Annotated in this window: 12 protein-coding genes; 10 read left to right on the top strand and 2 right to left on the bottom strand. The window is 42.5% G+C overall.

What is annotated here, in order from left to right; all coding sequences use genetic code 11:
• Positions 1–122: 122 nt before the first annotated feature.
• The 8 genes from Q4546_RS14760 to nagP all read left to right on the top strand — a co-directional run bounded on the left by Q4546_RS14760 (position 123) and on the right by nagP (position 12,444).
• Positions 123–1,655, top strand: a complete 1,533-nt coding sequence (locus Q4546_RS14760) for a tryptophan halogenase family protein (protein ID WP_102439191.1) — start codon at positions 123–125, stop codon at positions 1,653–1,655.
• A 286-nt stretch (positions 1,656–1,941) separates the two neighbouring features.
• Positions 1,942–2,646: a SapC family protein gene (locus Q4546_RS14755; protein ID WP_102439190.1), complete on the top strand. Its 705-nt coding sequence runs from the start codon at positions 1,942–1,944 to the stop codon at positions 2,644–2,646.
• Between the two features lie 675 nt (positions 2,647–3,321).
• A complete protein-coding gene (locus Q4546_RS14750) occupies positions 3,322–6,060 on the top strand; it encodes a family 20 glycosylhydrolase (RefSeq protein ID WP_102519283.1) in 2,739 nt (912 codons plus the stop codon).
• Positions 6,061–6,347: 287 nt separating this feature from the next.
• The gene (gene nagK / locus Q4546_RS14745; RefSeq protein ID WP_102439188.1) at positions 6,348–7,259 is read left to right on the top strand and encodes an N-acetylglucosamine kinase; all 912 of its coding nucleotides are present in this window, start codon (positions 6,348–6,350) and stop codon (positions 7,257–7,259) included.
• 122 nt (positions 7,260–7,381) lie between these two features.
• Entirely contained in the window at positions 7,382–8,380 is a 999-nt protein-coding gene (gene nagB-II / locus Q4546_RS14740) for a glucosamine-6-phosphate deaminase NagB-II (RefSeq protein ID WP_102475637.1), read from the top strand.
• A 66-nt stretch (positions 8,381–8,446) separates the two neighbouring features.
• Entirely contained in the window at positions 8,447–9,607 is a 1,161-nt protein-coding gene (gene nagA, locus Q4546_RS14735) for an N-acetylglucosamine-6-phosphate deacetylase (RefSeq protein WP_303446492.1), read from the top strand.
• A gap of 3 nt (positions 9,608–9,610) precedes the next feature.
• Positions 9,611–10,822, top strand: a complete 1,212-nt coding sequence (locus tag Q4546_RS14730; RefSeq protein ID WP_102475639.1) for an acyltransferase family protein — start codon at positions 9,611–9,613, stop codon at positions 10,820–10,822.
• 317 nt (positions 10,823–11,139) lie between these two features.
• On the top strand, positions 11,140–12,444 hold the full coding sequence (gene nagP / locus Q4546_RS14725; RefSeq protein ID WP_102439184.1) for an N-acetylglucosamine MFS transporter NagP: 1,305 nt from the start codon (positions 11,140–11,142) through the stop codon (positions 12,442–12,444).
• Between the two features lie 319 nt (positions 12,445–12,763).
• Here nagP and Q4546_RS14720 read toward each other — a convergent pair whose 3' ends face one another.
• Complete coding sequence (locus Q4546_RS14720; protein WP_102519278.1) at positions 12,764–14,143, bottom strand: sigma-54 dependent transcriptional regulator; 1,380 nt, start codon at positions 14,141–14,143, stop codon at positions 12,764–12,766.
• Complete coding sequence (locus Q4546_RS14715; protein ID WP_303446491.1) at positions 14,140–16,152, bottom strand: transporter substrate-binding domain-containing protein; 2,013 nt, start codon at positions 16,150–16,152, stop codon at positions 14,140–14,142. Before Q4546_RS14715 ends, Q4546_RS14720 begins: the two co-directional genes overlap by 4 nt.
• 380 nt (positions 16,153–16,532) lie before the next feature.
• Here Q4546_RS14715 and Q4546_RS14710 point away from each other — a divergent pair, with 380 nt between their 5' ends.
• Both Q4546_RS14710 and Q4546_RS14705 read left to right on the top strand, forming a co-directional pair.
• Complete coding sequence (locus Q4546_RS14710; protein WP_102519275.1) at positions 16,533–18,335, top strand: flavocytochrome c; 1,803 nt, start codon at positions 16,533–16,535, stop codon at positions 18,333–18,335.
• A gap of 179 nt (positions 18,336–18,514) precedes the next feature.
• On the top strand, positions 18,515–19,531 hold the full coding sequence (locus tag Q4546_RS14705) for a porin (protein WP_303446490.1): 1,017 nt from the start codon (positions 18,515–18,517) through the stop codon (positions 19,529–19,531).
• Positions 19,532–19,871 lie beyond the last annotated feature (340 nt).

The following is a 19,871-nucleotide window of genomic DNA, read 5'->3' as shown; positions in this document are numbered from 1 at the left end:
TCTGATTTAGAAGCATAAAAAGCCTAGCACTTGCTAGGCTTTTTGATTTTAACTTTCCACTGGTAAATACGGTTAAAATCCAATTAGCGACTTATCTACAGTTAACAGTTAAGAGGCGTAATATGAAAGTGCAGAAGATTGTTATTATCGGTGGTGGCACAGCAGGTTGGCTTGCTGCAAATCATATTGGTAAAGCGGTGCAATCATTGGCTGATGTGTCCGTTACGTTAATCGAGTCTCCTGATATTCCGCCCATTGGTGTTGGTGAAGGCACTGTACCTGCGATTAGGCAGTCATTACAAAGCTTTGGAATAAGCGAAACCGAGTTTATTCAGCAGTGTGATGTGAGCTTCAAGCAGTCTATCCAATTTCGAAACTGGCTCGATAAAACCAAACATGGCGCAGATAATCGCTACCATCACTTATTTGATGTACCAAGCCCATTAGGCGATGACTTAAGCGCCTTTTGGAACCAAACCGCCACTGAGGATATGGCTTATAGTGCAATGGTTTCACCTCAGCATTATATTTGTGAGGCATTAAAGGCACCTAAATCCATCACCACCCCCGAATACGCTGGCTCGGTGAGTTATGCTTATCATTTAAATGCGGCAAAATTTGCCCAATTATTAGCCACTAACGCCACAAGTAAATATGCCGTTGAGCATATCAAAGCCAATGTGTTAGATGCCGCAATAGATGATGTAGGCAATATCAGCCGCTTAAAAACTGATAAGCTCGGCGAGTTAGCTTTTGATTTTTATATCGACTGCAGTGGCTTTGAGTCCATTTTGTTAGCCAAAAAGCTTAACGTCGGCTTTGTGGATAAATCCCATCAGTTATTGGTGAATAAAGCCATTGTTGCCCAAGTGCCGACAGACATTACTGAAGCGATTGCCCCTTTTACCATTGCCACAGCGCATCAAGCAGGCTGGATTTGGGATATCGCTTTGCCAGAGCGCCGCGGTACTGGTTTTGTGTATTCTGATAACCACATGACAAGCGCACAAGCTGAGCAAAAGTTTAACCGTTATTTGGGCGGAAAACTAAACCAGTTACACCATCGTGAAATCCCCATGAAAGTGGGCTACCGCGAACAGTTTTGGGCAAAAAACTGTGTTGCATTAGGCCTAGCACAGGGCTTTTTAGAGCCAATCGAGGCAACCTCAATACTATTAACTGATTTTGCCGCCGGTTACTTAGCTAAGCGACTACCGCAGACACTGGCACAAATGCCAGCATTGTCTGAGCGCTTTAATCACACTATAGGTTACGCGTGGGAGCGAGTAGTGGAGTTTGCTAAGTTGCATTATTGCATTTCAGATAGAACTGACAGTGATTTTTGGTTAGATAATCAAAAGCCTGAAACGATACCTGAATCCTTGCAACAAAAATTGCAATTATGGCAGAGCTTTAGCCCGATAACCGATGATCTATTCTCACGCTACGAAGTGTTTAATATTGATAATTACCTGTATGTCTTATACGGGATGCATTATCAAACAAAAAACGTGTCGCTCGAGGCGCAGTACCTTAAAAGTGCCCAGCAGCAGGCCAATAAAATACAGCAAATAGGCCACAAGCTGGCGCTAGACTTACCAGAGCATCGAGCACTGCTTGATAAAATTAACCGTTACGGTTTACAAAAGGTTTAGCTACAGTTTTTTAATAAACTTAGAACCCAGTTGAGTGAAATTTATACTTATAGATGAAAGTTGGCACGATTTAGGTGAAATATCAGCGAATAGCTAGTGGTACTTTATTGCTTGATACGGTAACGTAAGCTGCAGATTAAATGATAGTGGGCTTTATAATAAGTCATCAGCTAAAGATTTTGGGATTTTTTATTTTAATCTACTAGCAAAAGTTTAAAACAAAAGGGATTTGAATCCCTATTTTTATGTATATCATTATTGATTAGAAGCGCCTGAAGGAGCCAAGATGTCTAACCAAATTACGTTACTTGAACACGCAAAGCACGGTGATTTAAAAATTACCGCAACTAATTTTGCACACGTTGCAGATCAACATATTGTTCCAGTAACTTTGCATGAGATTGCTCGTGCAGCTACAGAATACCCAATTGTATTCGTTAAAAACACTGATAGCGGTGAATTCCAAGCTGTTGCTATGTTAGGTCTTAAGCCTGGTCAAAACCTGAGTATTAAAGACGGCAAGTGGCAAGGACTATATATCCCTGCTGTTGTCCGTGACTATCCACTTGGATTAGTACTTAACCCAGAAGTAAAAGACAAAGTATGGATTGGTATTCGCGAATCTGCTGCTGAAGTCAGCAAGACTGAAGGCCAAGCATTATTTGAAGGTGAGCAAGAGTCAGCTTACCTAGAAAACCGCAAAAAAGCCTTAATTGCGCATTTTGAGCAAGATCAAGCAAGCCGCAACATTCTTGGTTTCTTGGCTGAAAAAGAGTTACTAACAACCCAAACATTAACGGTTGATGTAGCGGGTGAGAAGCGCAACATCAATGGCTTATACTTAATTGATGAAGCTAAATTAAATGAATTGTCAGATGAAGATTACTTAGAACTTAGAAAGCGCGGCTTACTAGGTCCTATCTATGGTCATTTAGCATCGTTAAACCAAGTTAACCGTCTAGCACGCACTGAGATCATGGCTAAAGCTTAATCTTATTGTATCGCGCGTATTAAGGCATTATTTCATATATTGAAATAATGCCTTTTTTATTAGTAGCATATTTAGCATAAGATTCTTTTGCTTAAAGCTTTTCACTTCATTCAATCCTTTCTTTACCACTAGATGCCAATATTCTTGGTTATCACTAAGCCAATTAAGCTTAATTTAAGCAATTAAGCCACTGTTATTATTTGTTTTTAATGTCTATTGTTGCAAACCTGTGTCAAAACATAAAAAAAATGTAGAAATCTCGTTCTATATTCGGTAGATTATTAAATGACAGCGTTGTCATTGCTTGTGTGTGAATCGTTGTTTTAAGGTCGACATGGATAATTTATAGGTCCCTATTATCCATGCCTTAATGCTATTTCGGTCGGGCGAAATAGCATTAATTTATACTTTTAGTCTCTCCCCAGAAACGAGTATAAGCTGGGTACAATTTTTGTTCCCAGCTATTTTTTTGCCGGTTTCTTAGTAAGGATAAAACCTAGCAGTTAACGAGACATAGATATTGAACAGGCTAAATACACTAATAAATTTAATCAATTAAATACTGTTGCCGCTAAAAATTAGCTGCGGTAATTTAGCTAAAATAGGCTAACGTCAGTAGTCAGTCAACGCGCGGCATCTCATCAGATGATCATTTAGGGATAAATTGAGGAATATATGAAAAAGACCATCCTTGCATCAGCATTATTACTATCAATAGGCGTAGTGGGTTGCCAGTATTCTTCAGCTCCTTCTACGTCTGATGATGCTCAATCAGCTAATGGTTCAGATCTGCAACATAAGGCTAATCAAGCCGCTGATAGCGCTTGGACTCAAGCAAGCCTAAAACAATTTGCCGCAGATCTAAAAGTCACTTATCGCATGGTGACCAATGTCCCTGAAGAAAGTTGCTCAGCAACACAGCCTGATGAGCAATGTTTTATCGCTGAAATTGATTTAACCAGTTCAGTTAATATTCCCCATGCCGACTGGGCAATTTATTTCAGTCAAATGCGCCCAGTACAAGCGGTGTTAAATCCGCAGTTTAGTATCACTCGAGTACAAGGTGATTTACATAAAATTGCCCCCACCGAACAATTCACTGGCTTTAGCGCTGGCGTAACCCAACGCATTGGTTTTAGAGGCGAGTTATGGCAATTATCTGAAACTGACCCAATGCCAAACTATTACATTGTGGTGGATGGTTTAGAGCCTGTCGTGATAGCTAGCACTCAATTAAGTATTGACGCAGAAACCGGCATGGAAGTTAGACCCTATGTTGAAGCCTTTACGGATGAAAAAAGGCAATATCGCAGAACCGCAACCGATAACTTAGCGTGGAGCCGTGCTGAGGTGTTATTTGAAGCCAATAATGCCCTTGTAGTTAATCGCGAGGCTGCCATTAATCGCATTATTCCAACGCCGCTCAGTGCTAGCGTTACATCAAGTAATACACCGGTAGATTTGTCTCAAGGTATTGAGGTTAATTACCAGCAAGTTGACTCAGCAGCAGTTGCCGCAGCTTTGTCGAGATTAGCGAGACTTGGGGTTAAGCAATCAGATACAGGCTTGTCGTTAGCGTTTGTTAAAAACAGCAAGGTTACAGCAGACGAGCAAGGGATTGATGGCGCTTATCAGCTCAAGGTGGCCATTGACGGCATTACCATTACCGCCGCCACCGACAGTGGTTTTTCATATGGTCTTTCGTCACTTGCAGCGTTAATCGATACTCGAGAACTCAGTATAAATACTATGGTTGTTGATGATGCACCGCGTTATGATTTTCGTGGTATGCACATTGATGTCGCGCGTAACTTTCACAGTAAACAACTGATATTTGATTTAATCGATCAAATGGCAGCTTATAAGCTCAATAAATTACACCTACATATGGCCGATGATGAAGCATGGCGCTTAGAAATTGATGGCTTACCTGAGCTTACTGATATTGGTAGTAAGCGTTGCCATGATTTAACCGAAAGCACCTGCTTAATTCCCCAGCTGGGCAGTGGCCCTTTTGCTGATGCCAGTGTAAATGGTTTTTATAGCAAAGCCGATTATATAGACATTTTGCAGTATGCCAGCGCCCGCCAAGTAGAGGTTATCCCGTCAATGGATATGCCTGGTCACTCACGTGCTGCGATAAAATCTATGGATGCCCGCTACCGTAAGTTTATGGCAAGTGGCGAAAATAATGCTGCTAATGAGTACTTACTGACAGATGCTAACGACACCACAGTGTATTCATCGGTGCAGTATTATAACGATAACACCCTAAATGTGTGCTTGGAGTCGACCTATCACTTTGTCGATAAAGTCATTGATGAAATTGCTAAATTGCACCAACAAGCAGGCCATCCGCTAAAACGCTACCACATTGGCGCTGATGAAACGGCAGGGGCGTGGAAGCAATCACCACAATGCGTAGACTTTGTTGCTAACAATGACAAAGGGGTTAAATCGATCGATGATTTAGGTGCTTATTTTATTGAGCGCGTCGCCAATATGGTCAGCGCTAAAGGTATTGAACCTGCAGGTTGGAGCGATGGTATGAGCCATACTAATGCAGACAATATGCCGGCTAAATCACAAACCAACATTTGGGATGTGATTTCACACCATGGTTATCAAAGAGCCCACAGCCAAGCCAATTTAGGTTGGGATACTGTGCTTTCAAACCCTGAAGTGTTGTACTTTGATTTCCCCTATGAGGCTGATCCTAAAGAGCATGGTTACTACTGGGCGACCCGAGCGCTAAACAGCCAAAAATTGTTTAGTTTTATGCCAGATAACTTACCTGCGAATGCGGAACAATGGAATGATATCGAAAATAACCCCTTTACCGCCGACGATAGCGTTAAAAAAGATGAGCAAGGTAAGGTGACCTCAGCGCCATTACAACAAGGTAAAGGCTTTAGTGGTATTCAAGGTCAAATCTGGAGTGAAACTATTCGCAGTGATGAAGTCGCTGAATATATGATGTTTCCACGGCTGCTAATGCTAGCTGAAAAAGCTTGGCATAAAGCAAAGTGGGAAGTGCCATATCAGTATCAAGGCGCGGTTTATCATCAAAACTCAGGTTACTTTACTGCTGATATGCGAAAGCAGCAGCAACAGCAATGGAATGACATCGCTAATACCTTAGGCCATAAAGAGCTGGCTAAGTTAGATGTGGCTAACATTGAATATCGGGTGCCAACCGTTGGGGCAAAAATTGAAGCTGGACTGCTTTATGCCAATATTGCCTTTCCAGGGCTTAAGATTGAGTATCGTCAACTCAGTGAAGAGAGTGACAATAACGCTGCTGAAACAGCATCATGGCTTGAATACCAAGCTCCGGTAAAGGTATCAGGTAATATTGAGATAAGAGCAATTTCCGCATCAGGAAAACGCAAAGGGCGCTCGTTGTTTTTATAGCTGGCTTTTATTGCTGCGCAGTTAACTAAATACAAAGGACGTTAATCGAATGGTTAACGTCCTTTTTTAAAAGAAAATCAGCAAAACATCCAAAACTTTCAAATTAATCACCTAGCTAAAATCAATATAAATCAGAGCTTTAATAGTTACTTCGCTGTTTGTTTTATAAACACCACAAAAAGTAAATGACAACGCTGTCATTTGTGGTGTAACATAAAGTTAACTTACAAAAGAGCCTATAAAAATCAGTTATAAAAGGCTTGGGTAATAGAGACAAGAGGGATGTCATGAGCGTTAATCAGCAAAATGAATCACAGCTTTATATCGGAATTGACGGTGGTGGCAGTAAGTGCCGCGCCAGCATATTTTGCCCACAAAAAGGTGTAATTGGCACTGGTGTAGCAGGTAGAGCTAATCCTCTTCACGGACTAGAACAAACTTTTAATTCAATTATCGAATCAACCAAGCTTGCCTTGGCAGATGCAAACTTAGCACCAAGCTATGCTCAGCAGTTAATCGCCGGTGTCGGCCTCGCTGGCGTGAATGTGCCGCGTTTGTTTGACCAAGTGAACAACTGGCAGCACCCGTTTGCCAAAATGTACCTCACCACAGACTTACATACTGCCTGTATTGGCGCCCACAACGGCGATGATGGTGCCGTGATTATTACCGGTACTGGCTCTTGTGGCTTTGCCCATGTAGGCGAGCAAAGTTTATTAATTGGCGGCCATGGCTTTGCATTAGGTGACAAAGGCAGTGGCGCATGGTTAGGCCAAAAAGCCGCTGAGCATGTATTACTGAATTTAGACGGCTTTGCCGCCGACACCGCACTAACACAATTATTACTAGCACACTTTAATGTTGATGATGCCATGGGCATTGTCGAGCATCTTGCCGGACAGTCTTCAAGCACCTACGCCAAATTAGCTCGTATTGTGCTGTTATGCGCCGACAATGGTGATGAGGTTGCCACTGATATTGTGCAACAGGGAGCGGGTTATATTAGTGAAATGGCCAGAAAGTTATTTGCCATTCATCCTAGTCGTTTTTCGATGATTGGCGGCCTAGCAGAGCCATTATTACATTGGTTAGACATTGATGTGGCTAGCAAAGTGGCTGAAGCGCTATCACCACCAGAAATCGGCGCTATCTTGTTTGCGCAGCAACAGTTTGCCGCAGATAACGGCAAGAGTCTGTAACTCGCCAAATTATCTTGAACTTGCTTAAAATTTTCAGTGTCAACGATAAATTCATCGCCATGCACTGCTCAGTAACTTGATACCTCAATGGATCAACTTGAACATAAATTAAGGTTAACTCGATGACAAATACAATTATGGAACGTGAAGCGCGTTCAGCACCGCAGAAAATCGCTGAGCAACTGGCTGCTAATGCTGGCTTAACCAAAGAGCTTGGTGAAAAACTACGTAGTTTTAAGCCAAAGTTTGTGATGATTGTTGGTCGTGGCTCATCAGATCACGCAGGGGTATTTGCTAAATACTTATTTGAAATTGAAGTGGGCATTCCAACTTTTGCTGCAGCGCCATCAGTTGCCAGTGTTTATGGTAAAAGCTTACAACTTGAAGGCGGATTAGTGATTGTTATTTCACAATCAGGCCGTAGCCCAGATATATTGGCTCAAGCGAGAATGGCTAAAGAAGCCGGCGCTTTTTGTGTCGCATTAGTCAACGATGAAACAGCACCAATTAAAGATATTGTCGATGTGGTATTACCGCTTAGAGCGGGTGAAGAAAAAGCCGTCGCAGCGACCAAAAGCTACTTAGCGACTTTATCAGCCATTGTGCAGTTAACTGCTGAGTGGACCCAAAGTGAGTCGTTAGCTGCAGCCGTTGATTCAATGCCTGCTGCATTACAAACCGCCGTTGACGCAGCGCCGCAATTAACCGCCGAGTCTTTAGCTGGGGTTAATAACCTTGTGGTGCTTGGCCGTGGTTTAGGTTATGCGGTAACCAAAGAAATCGCCCTTAAAATGAAAGAGGTTTGCTCTATTCATGCCGAGTCATTCAGTAGCGCTGAGTTTTTACATGGGCCGGTGACTTTAGTTGAAAAGAAACTGGCTATTGTCGATGCCTGCATTAATGATGAGTCTTATGAAAGCCATATCGAGCAAATAGAAAACGTAAAACAACGTGGCGCAGACTTGGTGCATTTAAATCAAACATCATCTGAAATACACCCGCGTGTTGCGCCATTAGCATTGCTACAACGTTTTTATATCGATGTAGCCGCCGTCGCTGTTGCCCGTGGTATTGACCCAGATCAGCCAGAAGGTTTGAAAAAAGTCACCCAAACACTATAAGTTTGACTCGACTGTGAGCATTAAGAAGTAAGCAGTTAAAGATTAACGCAATATAAAGAGAACATTATGAGACAAACCCTAATAGCAGACGGTTTTTTTGATGGACAGCAATTTCATCAAGATGCGGTGATCTCTATTGAAGACGGCCACATCATCGCCTTAGATTCAGTATCGAATGCGAAAGAAGTGCGTTTACAAGGCACGTTAGTGCCAGGGTTTGTTGATGTTCAAGTTAATGGCGGCGGCGGGGCACTGTTTAATAGCGCACCAACCCTTGATTGTATTGAGACCATAGGTCGAGCACATGCTCAATTTGGTACGACCGGTTTTCTGCCGACGCTCATTACCGATAAAGTTGAGGTGATGGCGCAAGCCGCTGATGCCGTTGCCGAGGCTATTAAGCTGCAATCTGCAGGGGTGTTAGGGATTCACTTTGAAGGGCCACATTTAAGTGTGCCTAAAAAAGGCGTGCATCCACAATCGTTTATTCGCAGTATTTCAGATGAAGAACTGGCGATATTTTCACGACAAGATCTTGGTATAAAAGTGGTCACTTTAGCCCCTGAAAATGTCTCAGTTGAGGTGATAAAAACCTTAATCGCTAACGACGTAAAGGTGTGCTTAGGTCACTCAAATGCCGATTATGACACTGTGCTGGCGGCGTTAAATGCTGGCGCTAACGGTTTTACACATTTGTTTAATGCCATGTCAGGCTTTGGCTCTCGTGAGCCGGGCATGGTGGGCGCAGCGCTAGAAAGTGATGCAGCATGGTGCGGATTGATTGTCGATGGCCACCATGTTCACAGTGCGACTGCAAAAGTTGCCCTTAAAGCTAAGCCCCAAGGCAAAATCATGTTAGTAACCGATGCTATGCCACCGGTGGGACAGGATGATGATGCCAGCTTTGAACTGTTTGGCACCGAGGTCATACGTCAAGGTGATAGGCTCAATGCCAAATCAGGTGAGCTAGCAGGTTGCGTACTTGATATGGTTGGCGCAGTTAACAATACGGTTAGCATGCTTGGCCTCAGTTATGAAGAAGCCCTTAGAATGGCATCGTTATATCCAGCGCAGTATCTACAGCAAGCTAAGCTTGGCACCATAGCCGTAGGTCAGCGCGCAGACTTAGTGTTGTTAGCTGCTAATGCAAACGATAACTTGCGTTATCAAGTTAACCAAACCTATATTAATGGCGATGTGGTTTTTAGCCGATGCGATAAAGGCTAATGTATGTCGACTAAAACCGCTTTGAAGCCAAGATTAATGTCATTGGACGCCCTGCGCGGTTTTGACATGTTTTGGATCCTTGGCGGTGAGGGCCTATTTGCTGGATTATTTATATTAACCGGCTGGGCTGGGTGGAATTGGTTTGACGGCCAAATGCATCACAGTCAATGGCATGGATTTACCTTTTATGATGTTATATTCCCGCTGTTTATTTTCCTCTCCGGTGTGGCTTTAGGCCTGTCACCAAAACGCTTAGATAAACTACCAATGCAGCAGCGGCTGCCCTTGTATCGTCATGCTATAAAGCGCCTTGGTTTACTTATTTTTTTAGGGGTACTTTATAATCATGGTTGGGGCGTTGGTATGCCTGCAGATCCCGACAGTGTGCGTTATGCCAGTGTGTTGGCACGTATTGGTTTTGCATGGTTTATAGGCGCGATGTTGGTGTGGCATACCAGCCTTAGAACCCAAATTATTGTCGCCATTAGTCTATTAATTGGCTATGGGCTTATTCAGTTATATCTTCCTTATCCCGATCTCACGCTATATTCTGGGCTAGTTCAAAACCCAGAATTAGCTCAAGCAGCTGTTAATCAAACAAGCCAAACCTTTGCCCGCTTTAGCGCCGAAAATAGTATTAACGCTTACGTGGATTCAATACTGCTACCTGGTAGCGCATATCAAAATAGAGCCGTAGATCCTGAAGGGGTGCTATCCACACTGCCTGCGGTGGTAAATGGCTTAATCGGTGTGTTTGTCGGTCACTATATTGTTAAAGCCAAGCCGCCCTTATGGGGGCTTAGGGGTGAATGGCTAAAAGTCTTGAGTATGGTGATTATTGGTGCGGCGTTATTGTCATTAGGCTGGCTATTAGACTTGATTATTCCGGTCAATAAAGACTTATGGACCAGCAGTTTTGTGTTGGTAACCAGTGGTTGGAGTATTATCTTGCTCGCCATTTTTTACGCCATTATCGATGTACTTAAATGGCACAAATGGGCCTTTGTTTTTGTGGTGATTGGCACTAATGCCATCATCATCTATATCGCATCTAGTCTGGTTAATTGGCAATACTTAGCCAATAGTTTATTGGGCGGCTTTATTCGCGCCACCCCAGCAGACTGGCAACCATTACTCTTTGTACTGAGCTTACTGACAGTGCAATGGCTAATTTTATTGTGGCTTTATCAACGTAAAATTTTTATTCGCATCTAAAGGCTGTTTATAAGAGCTGTCACTAAGAACTGTTTATAAGAGCTGTTTATTAGAACTGTCACTATGGACTGTCACTAAGAACTGCATGCAAGATTTATTTTGGGGCTTGTGGTGTGATCAATGATGTTTAGTTGTTAATGAAATGACAGCGTTGTCTTTGCTGTGTTTATGTTTTAACATGAAATGCACAACGATTATGATCTGCAGCAACATTGCTAGGTCAAATTGTTGATAAAAACTCAATAATAATAAGACTCATATGGGGCACTAGTAGTAAGTCAGTGCTGAAATATCAATGACAATAAGAAGCAGGGTTTATGGAAACAACAATGAATAATAGTCAGCAAAAAAGCAGCATAGTGCCCATGGCCATTGTGGCAATACTCTTTTTCGTATTAGGGTTTGCGACTTGGCTTAATGGTTCGTTAATGCCATATCTAAAGCAAATCCTTCAGTTAAGCCCTTTTCAAGCGTCACTAATTCTATTCTCTTTTTATATTGCAGTAACTTTTACCGCACTACCTTCAGCTTGGGTCATCCGTAAAGTGGGCTATAAAAACGGTATGGCGCTGGGTATGGGCGTGATGATGGTGGCGGGTTTACTCTTTATTCCAGCCGCTAAAACCCAAGTGTTTGCTTTGTTCTTACTCGCGCAACTGGTTATGGGCACCGGACAAACATTATTACAAACCGCTGTTAACCCTTATGTGGTTCGCTTAGGCCCTGAAGAGTCTGCTGCAGCACGCGTTAGTGTTATGGGGATTTTGAATAAAGGCGCGGGTGTTATTGCTCCTATGGTGTTTACCGCATTAATCCTTGATAGCTTTAAAGATCGCGTCGGCACCACCCTAAGTCAGGTTCAAATTGATGAAATGGCTAACAGCTTAATTCTGCCGTATTTAGGCATGGCAATCTTCATTGGTATTTTAGCCTATGCTGTTAAGAAATCACCGCTACCAGAGCTTGAACAAGACGAAGCAGAAGAGGGCACCAGTAAAGGTCAAATTAAACAGGCACTAGCAAAACCCAACTTAGCCCTTGGGGTGGTGGCCTTGTTTGTGTATGTGGCTGTTGAGGTAATCGCTGGCGATACTATTGGTACGTATGCACTCACCTTAGGGGTTGAAAACTATGGGGTGATGACCTCATACACCATGATATGCATGGTAGTGGGTTACACCTTAGGGATTATTTGTATTCCACGGTTTATATCTCAGCCTAATGCGCTACTTATTAGCGCCATACTTGGGGTGGTGTTGTCCTTTGGTATTGTATTTGGTGATAGCAGCTCAACGGCTATTTCTGACACTGTATTAGTGCCATTTGGCGGCGCACAACTGCCAGATACCTTATTGTTAATTGCCTTTTTAGGCTTGGCTAACGCAATTGTTTGGCCAGCAGTTTGGCCGTTAGCCTTATCTGGTATGGGTAAACTAACCAGCACAGGTTCAGCACTACTCATCATGGGTATTGCTGGTGGCGCATTTGGCCCAGTATTCTGGGGCTTAACCAGCTCAGCAACCTCCCTTGGCATGCAAGGCGGCTACTTAGTGATGATCCCATGTTATCTATTTATTTTATTTTATGCTGTAAAAGGCCATAAGATGAAAAGCTGGAAGTAAACTGAGTGACTTTTCGTTTTGGGTAAAAAAGAGAGCTTCGGCTCTCTTTTTTTGTATCCGATAAAAGCCAGCGAATAGATTTTACCTGAGCATATGATTAACCTTGTTTGGCACCTCTGTAATCATGGTTACCGCATAAGTGATTGGTTTTTATGTAAATTGTTAAGGTTTATTAAACGAAACGCCGTAAAATCATCCATGATGGCTTAACATCCGCGTCCATGCGGTTGATATTCGCTTAATAAACTCCCACTAATTGAACGAAAAGCATTTGCGCTCTCACCCTACCTCTGTAATGCTGTTTTGCAAATCAATTTGGTTACTTTTCATGTTTAAGACGGCGGCTTAATGCACTTTGGCTTATTCCTAGCATTTTTGCTGCAACAGTTTGACTATTTGCCGTACGGCTCATCGCTTCGTTAATTAATGCATCACTCATTTGTGCCAACGTAGGTAACTCCTTTGGAAACGTCAGTTGCGCGGTATTATCTGCTGCGACTTTGGTTAAGTTGTTGGCTTCCATAAAGGGGCTGATATTGAGCTTAATTCCATCACTGCGACTGACGGCATCAAACACCATTCCTCTGAGTTCATGTAAATTACCGGGAAACTCATATTCGGCTATTTGCGAGGCGAGGGTATTGGGTTGCTCAGGTCTAGGCAGATCCATTTCTTCTGCTGCAAGGGTAATAAAGTGATTAATTAACATAAATAGGTCGAGTTTACGTTGTCTTAATGGCGGCAGTTTGATGGTATGTGAGCGAAGACGATACAAAAGGTCATTGCGAAATTTTCCCGCTTTGCTTAATGCGAGTAAGTCATGTTGGGTGGAAGTGATGATTTTACACATCACTGGGTAGGCCTTGTCGCTGCCAATTGGGTAGTATTGTTTATGTTCAATGACATCCACCAGTTTTGCTTGCGCCTCTATTGGCAAATCACCTATTTCATTCAGGTAAAGTAAACCTGATTGAACTTGATGCAACGCCCCCGCTTGGGCGCATAGTTGGCCATCTTCCAAGGTGTTGATTTTGCCAAACAGTTGTAACTCAAATGCTGATGCACTTATCCCAGCTAGATTGATATTTATAAATGGCGCTTGTGGGCAGCAAAGTAAGTGGGCTGATTTGGCAAATTCATCTTTACCCGTGCCGCTTTCACCTTGAATTAGAATGGGTTCAGGACTGGGTGCTACTGCTTCAAAATATCGAAACTGGTCGAGCAAGGCAGGCTCGCAGGTCAAAAAATTATCAAACGCCTCAGGTTGATTCAATGTCTTACTTAAAAAGCTTTGTTTAATTCTTAGATAGTTGCGCTCAAGACCAACAACCTCTAATGCTTGGCGTACTGTTCTAGCAAGATCATCAACTTTGTCGGTCTTAATAAAATAATCATAAGCGCCATGCTTGATGCAACGCACAGCCGTATCAACCTGATTAACACCGGTAACGATAATCACTCGAGTGTAAGGCGATGTGTTGCGAATACTCTCCAGTAGCTCCTCACCTGAGTGAAATGGCATGGTGAGATCTAATAGCACCAATGCATAGTCACCTACTTCAAGTCGGTTAATCACTTGCCGACTATCAATGCAGGTATCAATTGTTGCCTCGGGTACTAAACGGTTGAGGGTAATGGCTAGAGTGCGTAACCAAGGTGCCTCATCATCAACAAGTAAAATGTTTCTGGCTAATTTCACGTTTCAGACTCCAAAGGAAAGCGAATAATAACAGTTGTGCCTTGACCAATACGCGATTTAATCTGCATCTTGGCTTGATGTTGTTTAATTATCCGACTACAAACAGATAACCCTAAGCCACTACCGCCACTTGAACGCCTAGTGGTAAAAAAGGGTTCGGTAATTCGTTGAAGAGTTGCTTGGTCCATGCCTTGACCTTTATCGGTTACAGTTAAGCATGCAAACTGCTGTTCAATGCTGGTGCTAATTGACAGGTGCTGGTCATCATAAGTCGTTGCATCCAACACAATCGCGTGGCAAGCGTTTTGAATTAGGTTAATCAGTACCTGATTTAGCTGTTGCTCATCACCTTTAATAGTAGGACTTGGGTTTTGTAAGTGTGTCACCACTTTTAAGTTTTTTATTTGGTTTGCCGTTAAACGTAAAGATGCCTGAACGACTTCGTTAAGCTGGATAAGTTGATACTCATCAGACACTGTGGGTAAGGCGTAGCGTTTTAAATCACAGACAATGCGACTAATGCGTTCAGCACCGTCCATAATAGACTGGCCGCTCAACTTTAATTCGTCCATGGCGGGAGTCGGCGTTAAGCCCGCTATATTCCAAAATGGATTTTGTTGTTGGTAATGATTAGCGGCAACAGAAAGATCAGCTAAAGCATCATTAATAAAGGCAATAGCATGCACGATAATACCCGTCGGATTATTTATTTCATGGGCAATACCAGCAGATAGCTCACCTAATGAAGCTAATCGGCTAGCTTCATCGTTGGCTTGACGAAGCTGCTGTTGCTCGGTCGTTTCTTCAAGCAATATAACGGCTTGTTCACTACCAATAAGATGCAGTTGAAGTTGCCAATATTGTTTATGAATTACCATATCAGCAATAATGGATTTATTGTTATTGATCGCTTCAAACAAGGTGGAACTAAGGTCAAAGGGCTGTCCGTCTAAGTAATGAAAATCAGGATTATTAAGCAGATCATTATTGTTGTCGTTACTCCATAAGCATTCTCCAGCACGGTTGAATAGCGTCACACCATGAGGAATACCATCTAATACTGCCTGGAACTGTTTCGATAGCTCCGAAATAGCGGTTTCTGCTTTTTTACGCTGAGTAAGTTCAAGCTTGAGTGCTTTGGTGCGCTTTCGTAAACTCAGGCTGATATATCCAGTTAGTATCATCCCTATCGCAGATATCAGGCTGATTAATATCGCAAGCGATAATAACCTTTGCTGCGCCGAGTTTAAGTCAACTTTTTCTCGTCCTGTACCAAACCATTTGTTGACTAGGCGATCATATTCGCCTGATAGTTTTAGCTGTCGTATTGCGGCATTTATTTGCTCCATTAACATGGCATTTTTATGATTGCTGACAAAATTGAATGCACCATACATCAAAGGATCGCTTGAGCTTCGCACCGAAGGGTATAAAGGCATTAATCGGCGTGCAACAAAGTTCTCAGCAATGACAACATCAACCTGTTGTTTTATTAATAGCTGAAAGCCTGTCTCGTAAAGGTCAACATCGACACGTTCGAAGTCTTGTGCTTGACCCGAAATGTAAATATCAACAAAAGCGCCTTTTTTGATAGCGACCCGTTTTCCTTTAAGATCATGCCATCCATTTATAAATGACTTGCCTTGGAGGGTGTAGGCCTTGGCATGGGTTGCATAAATAGGATCAGACTGACTAAGCACACGTTCGACCGTCACAGGGCTGACAACAGCAATAACATCAATTAGCGAGTCAGGGTTATGTACATCGGCAAGTAACTGTTGAAATGTTTTGCGTCTGACCTTGATACGTTTACCGGTGATTTGGCCAATTCTAGCCATTAACTCAACATTAAAACCTTGATCAACCCCATTATTACGCCATTCCAGTGGTGCCGTTTTTGAGTGAACCCCAAAAACAATCGTTTGATTTTCTTGCGCACAAACAGCGAGTGCGAAAAACGCAAACCCAAATAAGCTTAATGTGCAGATTATGTTAACAAGTTTTTTCATAACATCATCTTAGCATGTGCTTATACAGCTTAACTGTGCTGAGTTTCTCGCTTTTTCAAGCGGGTTACCACTGTGGCTATTTAGGCTTAAATTTGGGGTTGCAAATACAGTTACTTCAACAAGTCATTGCCTATATTGCCGTCATTGTGATCGGTGCAACCCACGCTCATGCATTTTTGCATAACCATGAATTTAGCTATGCATTTGTGCATGAGCAAATTTACATCTTGTGAACGAATGTTGATTTTTATCGCGAGTAATTGTTGTTTGATTGTTGGTGGTAAACCTAAGCCTCAAAATAACGGTGAAGTTAAAAATTAACGGCAACACGTTTGATTGTCGGCATTACTGCAAAGCAGTTAAGTAAATGAGGGTGTGATATGAAAAATTTCAAAAAAGTAGTGTGTATAGCCACGCTTCTGGGTTCTGCAGGGGTGATGACAAACTCGATAGCAGCGGACAATCTAGCAGAATTACACGCTGAAAACCAAGAGTGTGAAAGTTGTCATATGCCAGATGGTGAGTTATCAAATGATAATTTAAGCTTTGAAAATCAGCAATGTGTTTCCTGTCACGGCACAATGGAAGAGGTTGCCAAAGAAACTGAACATGATCACTACAATGCTCATGCCTCCCACTTTCCTGGTGAAATAGCTTGTACTTCTTGTCACAGTGCTCATGAAAAATCGATGGTTTACTGCGACTCTTGTCATAGCTTTGATTTTGATATGCCATTCACCAAAAAATGGCAACGTAATGAGCCAAGCATAGAAGAGTTATTGAAAGACAAATCAGATCGCCAAGCCGCTTTAGCTGCTGCGCCAAAAGATACTGTTAACGTTGTGGTTATTGGCTCTGGTGGTGCTGGTTTCTCTGCAGCTGTTTCTGCCCATGACAATGGTGCAAAAGTCATTTTAGTTGAGAAAGAGCCGGTTATTGGTGGTAATGCTAAGTTAGCTGCTGGTGGTATGAACGCAGCTTGGACCGATCAGCAAAAAGCTAAAGACATCACCGACAGCGTTGACTTGATGGTAAAAGACACCATGAAAGGGGGCCGTGATTTAAATGACCCTGAATTAGTCGATGTATTAGCGTCTCACTCTAAGGGCTCAGTTGATTGGTTAACCGCTATGGGCGCTGATTTGACCGACGTTGGTCGTATGGGCGGCGCGTCAGTAAACCGTTCACATCGTCCTACTGGTGGCGCAGGTGTTGGTGCTCATGTGATTCAAGTGCTTTACGATAATGCCGTAAAACGTGATATCGACATGCGATTAAATACTCGCGGAATTGAAATTCTAAAAGATGATAAAGGCAATGTTAAAGGCTTACTGGTTAAAGGCATGTATAAAGGCTATTACTGGATAAAAGCTGACGCAGTTGTATTGGCAACAGGCGGTTTTGGTAAAAATAATGACCGTGTGGCCAAGCTAGATCCTAAGTTAAAAGGCTTTGTATCTACTAACCAACCAGGTGCCACAGGTGACGGCATTGATGTTGCGGGTAATGCTGGCGCAGCAATGAAAGATTTGCAATATATCCAAGCTCATCCAACGTTATCGGTTAAAGGTGGCGTAATGGTAACTGAAGCGGTTCGTGGTAATGGCGCTATTTTAGTTAACCGCGAAGGTAAACGTTTTGTCAACGAAATCACCACTCGTGACAAAGCTGCTGCAGCTATCTTGAACCAAACAGGCAAAACAGCTTACTTAATTTTTGATGACTCAGTGCGTAAATCACTCAGCAAAATTGATAAATACATCGGCCTAGGTGTAGCACCTTCTGCTAACTCACTGGTTGAACTTGGTAAGCTAGAGAACATCGATGGCAAAGCCTTGACCGAAACGGTTGCTCGCTATAACAGCCTTGTTAAAGCTGGCAAAGATACTGACTTCGAACGTCCAAACCTTCCACGTGCATTGAATGAAGGTAACTACTACGCGATTGAAGTTACCCCAGGTGTTCATCACACCATGGGCGGTGTGATGATTGATTCTAAATCTGAAATTCTTAACGCTAAAAAACAAGTGATTCCTGGTCTTTATGGTGCAGGTGAAGTCACTGGTGGGGTTCATGGTGCTAACCGTTTAGGTGGGAATGCCATTTCTGACATCGTTACCTTCGGCAGAATGGCTGGTGAAAATGCCGCTAAGTATTCAACTCAGCAGTCAACCAAAAAGTAAGGCTTAATTTTTGAGGTAAAAGCCCTCAGTTCACAAATGAGGGCTTAATTCTGTTAATGACGTTAAGCCTTAATCCTCAAACAAGTTTTATTAAACCTATTAAGGCGTTGAACAAATGATTAACGCTAGGCAATTAATTATAAAAATTGAAAAGAACAAAGTTATTGGGAGCACTACTTATGAAAAAATCACTAATCGCAGCATCGGTTTCATCTATCATTGCACTAACATCATTTGGCGCGTTTGCCGAAGGGCCAAGCTTTTATGGCCGCTTAGATCTATCGCTGACCAACTCTGACACCGGCCTAACCACTCGTGAAGCCAAAGAGGGTACGGTACTGGAAAACAATTTCTCTCACCTAGGAGTTAAAGGCACTGAAAAGATTGCTGATGGTATCGATGTCATTTACCAAATGGAGTTTCAAGTAGAAAATACTTCAACTAACAGTGATGTGTTTAAAGCACGTAATACGTTTCTTGGTCTTAAGGGCAATGCCGGTACTATTCTTGTTGGCCGTAATGACACGGTATTCAAGCAGGCTGAAGGTGGCATTGACTTGTTTGGTAATTCAAATGCCGATATCGACCGTTTGGTTGGCGCTCAAACTCGTTCTGCGGATGGTTTTTGGTACTATTCACCAAAAATAGCGGACGTATTGACGATTAACGCGACATACTTGATGGAAGATAATCAAGCATCTGAAGGCAGCCAGTATGCTGTGAGTGTAACACTAGGTGACAAGAAGCTGAAAGCACAAAGCTATTATGTTGCTGGCGCTTATAACAAAGCCATTGCTGGTATGGATGCTTATCGAGGCGTGGTGCAGTTTAAGGTTGGAGAGTTTAAAATTGGCGGTTTATTCCAAAACTCTGAAAGCACCAGTAAGCCAAATCTTGAAGGGAACTCATACTTTGTAAACCTAGCCTATAACCTTAATGGCGTGAACCTAAAAGCCGAATATGCTATAGATGAAGCGGGTTTAGGGCTATATGCTAAACGTTCAGGTATTCAAAATGATGACACAACAGATGTCAACATTACCTCAATTGTTGTGGGGGCTGACTATAAGGTGACTAAATCGACAATGGTTTATGGTCACTATGCAATGTATGACGGTGATTATAAAGCAAACAGTATAAAAACTGATCTTGAAGATGATAATGTGTTTACCGTTGGTGTTCGTTATAACTTTTAATTAGGTAAACTAAGACTGTGATATTGGAAGGCGGCCTGAGGTCGCCTTTTTGTTTGGCTTGTATAAGCTAACATTCTATATTTGAAAGACCTTAATTCAACCAGAGTCTAAAGGGGTTTATATTGGTGGTTAAAAGGGTGCTTGCAGATAAATAGCTCGTCGGCATTGATGAATATAAACTGCAGTGATATCCAGTGCCGATAAGTCGCAGATGATAAATTTCAGACACAAAAAAGCCACTCATTGAGTGGCTTTTTTGTTTTTATGGTGCCGGCACCAAGAGTCGAACTCGGGACCTACTGATTACAAGTCAGTTGCTCTACCAACTGAGCTATGCCGG

The organism is Shewanella sp. 4_MG-2023, from assembly GCF_030548015.1.
GTDB lineage: Bacteria > Pseudomonadota > Gammaproteobacteria > Enterobacterales > Shewanellaceae > Shewanella.
Note: the sequence above shows the minus strand (reverse complement) of the source record. Positions and strands in the feature narration are given on the sequence as shown.

Bases quoted from the DNA above. Each gene is read 5' to 3' on its own strand.
- Q4546_RS14760 (WP_102439191.1), top strand. From the start codon at position 123: ATGAAAGTGCAGAAGATTGTTATTATCGGTGGTGGCACAGCAGGTTGG.
- Q4546_RS14755 (WP_102439190.1), top strand. From the start codon at position 1,942: ATGTCTAACCAAATTACGTTACTTGAACACGCAAAGCACGGTGATTTA.
- Q4546_RS14750 (WP_102519283.1), top strand. From the start codon at position 3,322: ATGAAAAAGACCATCCTTGCATCAGCATTATTACTATCAATAGGCGTA.
- nagK (WP_102439188.1), top strand. From the start codon at position 6,348: ATGAGCGTTAATCAGCAAAATGAATCACAGCTTTATATCGGAATTGAC.
- nagB-II (WP_102475637.1), top strand. From the start codon at position 7,382: ATGACAAATACAATTATGGAACGTGAAGCGCGTTCAGCACCGCAGAAA.
- nagA (WP_303446492.1), top strand. From the start codon at position 8,447: ATGAGACAAACCCTAATAGCAGACGGTTTTTTTGATGGACAGCAATTT.
- Q4546_RS14730 (WP_102475639.1), top strand. From the start codon at position 9,611: ATGTCGACTAAAACCGCTTTGAAGCCAAGATTAATGTCATTGGACGCC.
- nagP (WP_102439184.1), top strand. From the start codon at position 11,140: ATGGAAACAACAATGAATAATAGTCAGCAAAAAAGCAGCATAGTGCCC.
- Q4546_RS14715 (WP_303446491.1), bottom strand. From the start codon at position 16,152: ATGAAAAAACTTGTTAACATAATCTGCACATTAAGCTTATTTGGGTTT.
- Q4546_RS14710 (WP_102519275.1), top strand. From the start codon at position 16,533: ATGAAAAATTTCAAAAAAGTAGTGTGTATAGCCACGCTTCTGGGTTCT.
- Q4546_RS14705 (WP_303446490.1), top strand. From the start codon at position 18,515: ATGAAAAAATCACTAATCGCAGCATCGGTTTCATCTATCATTGCACTA.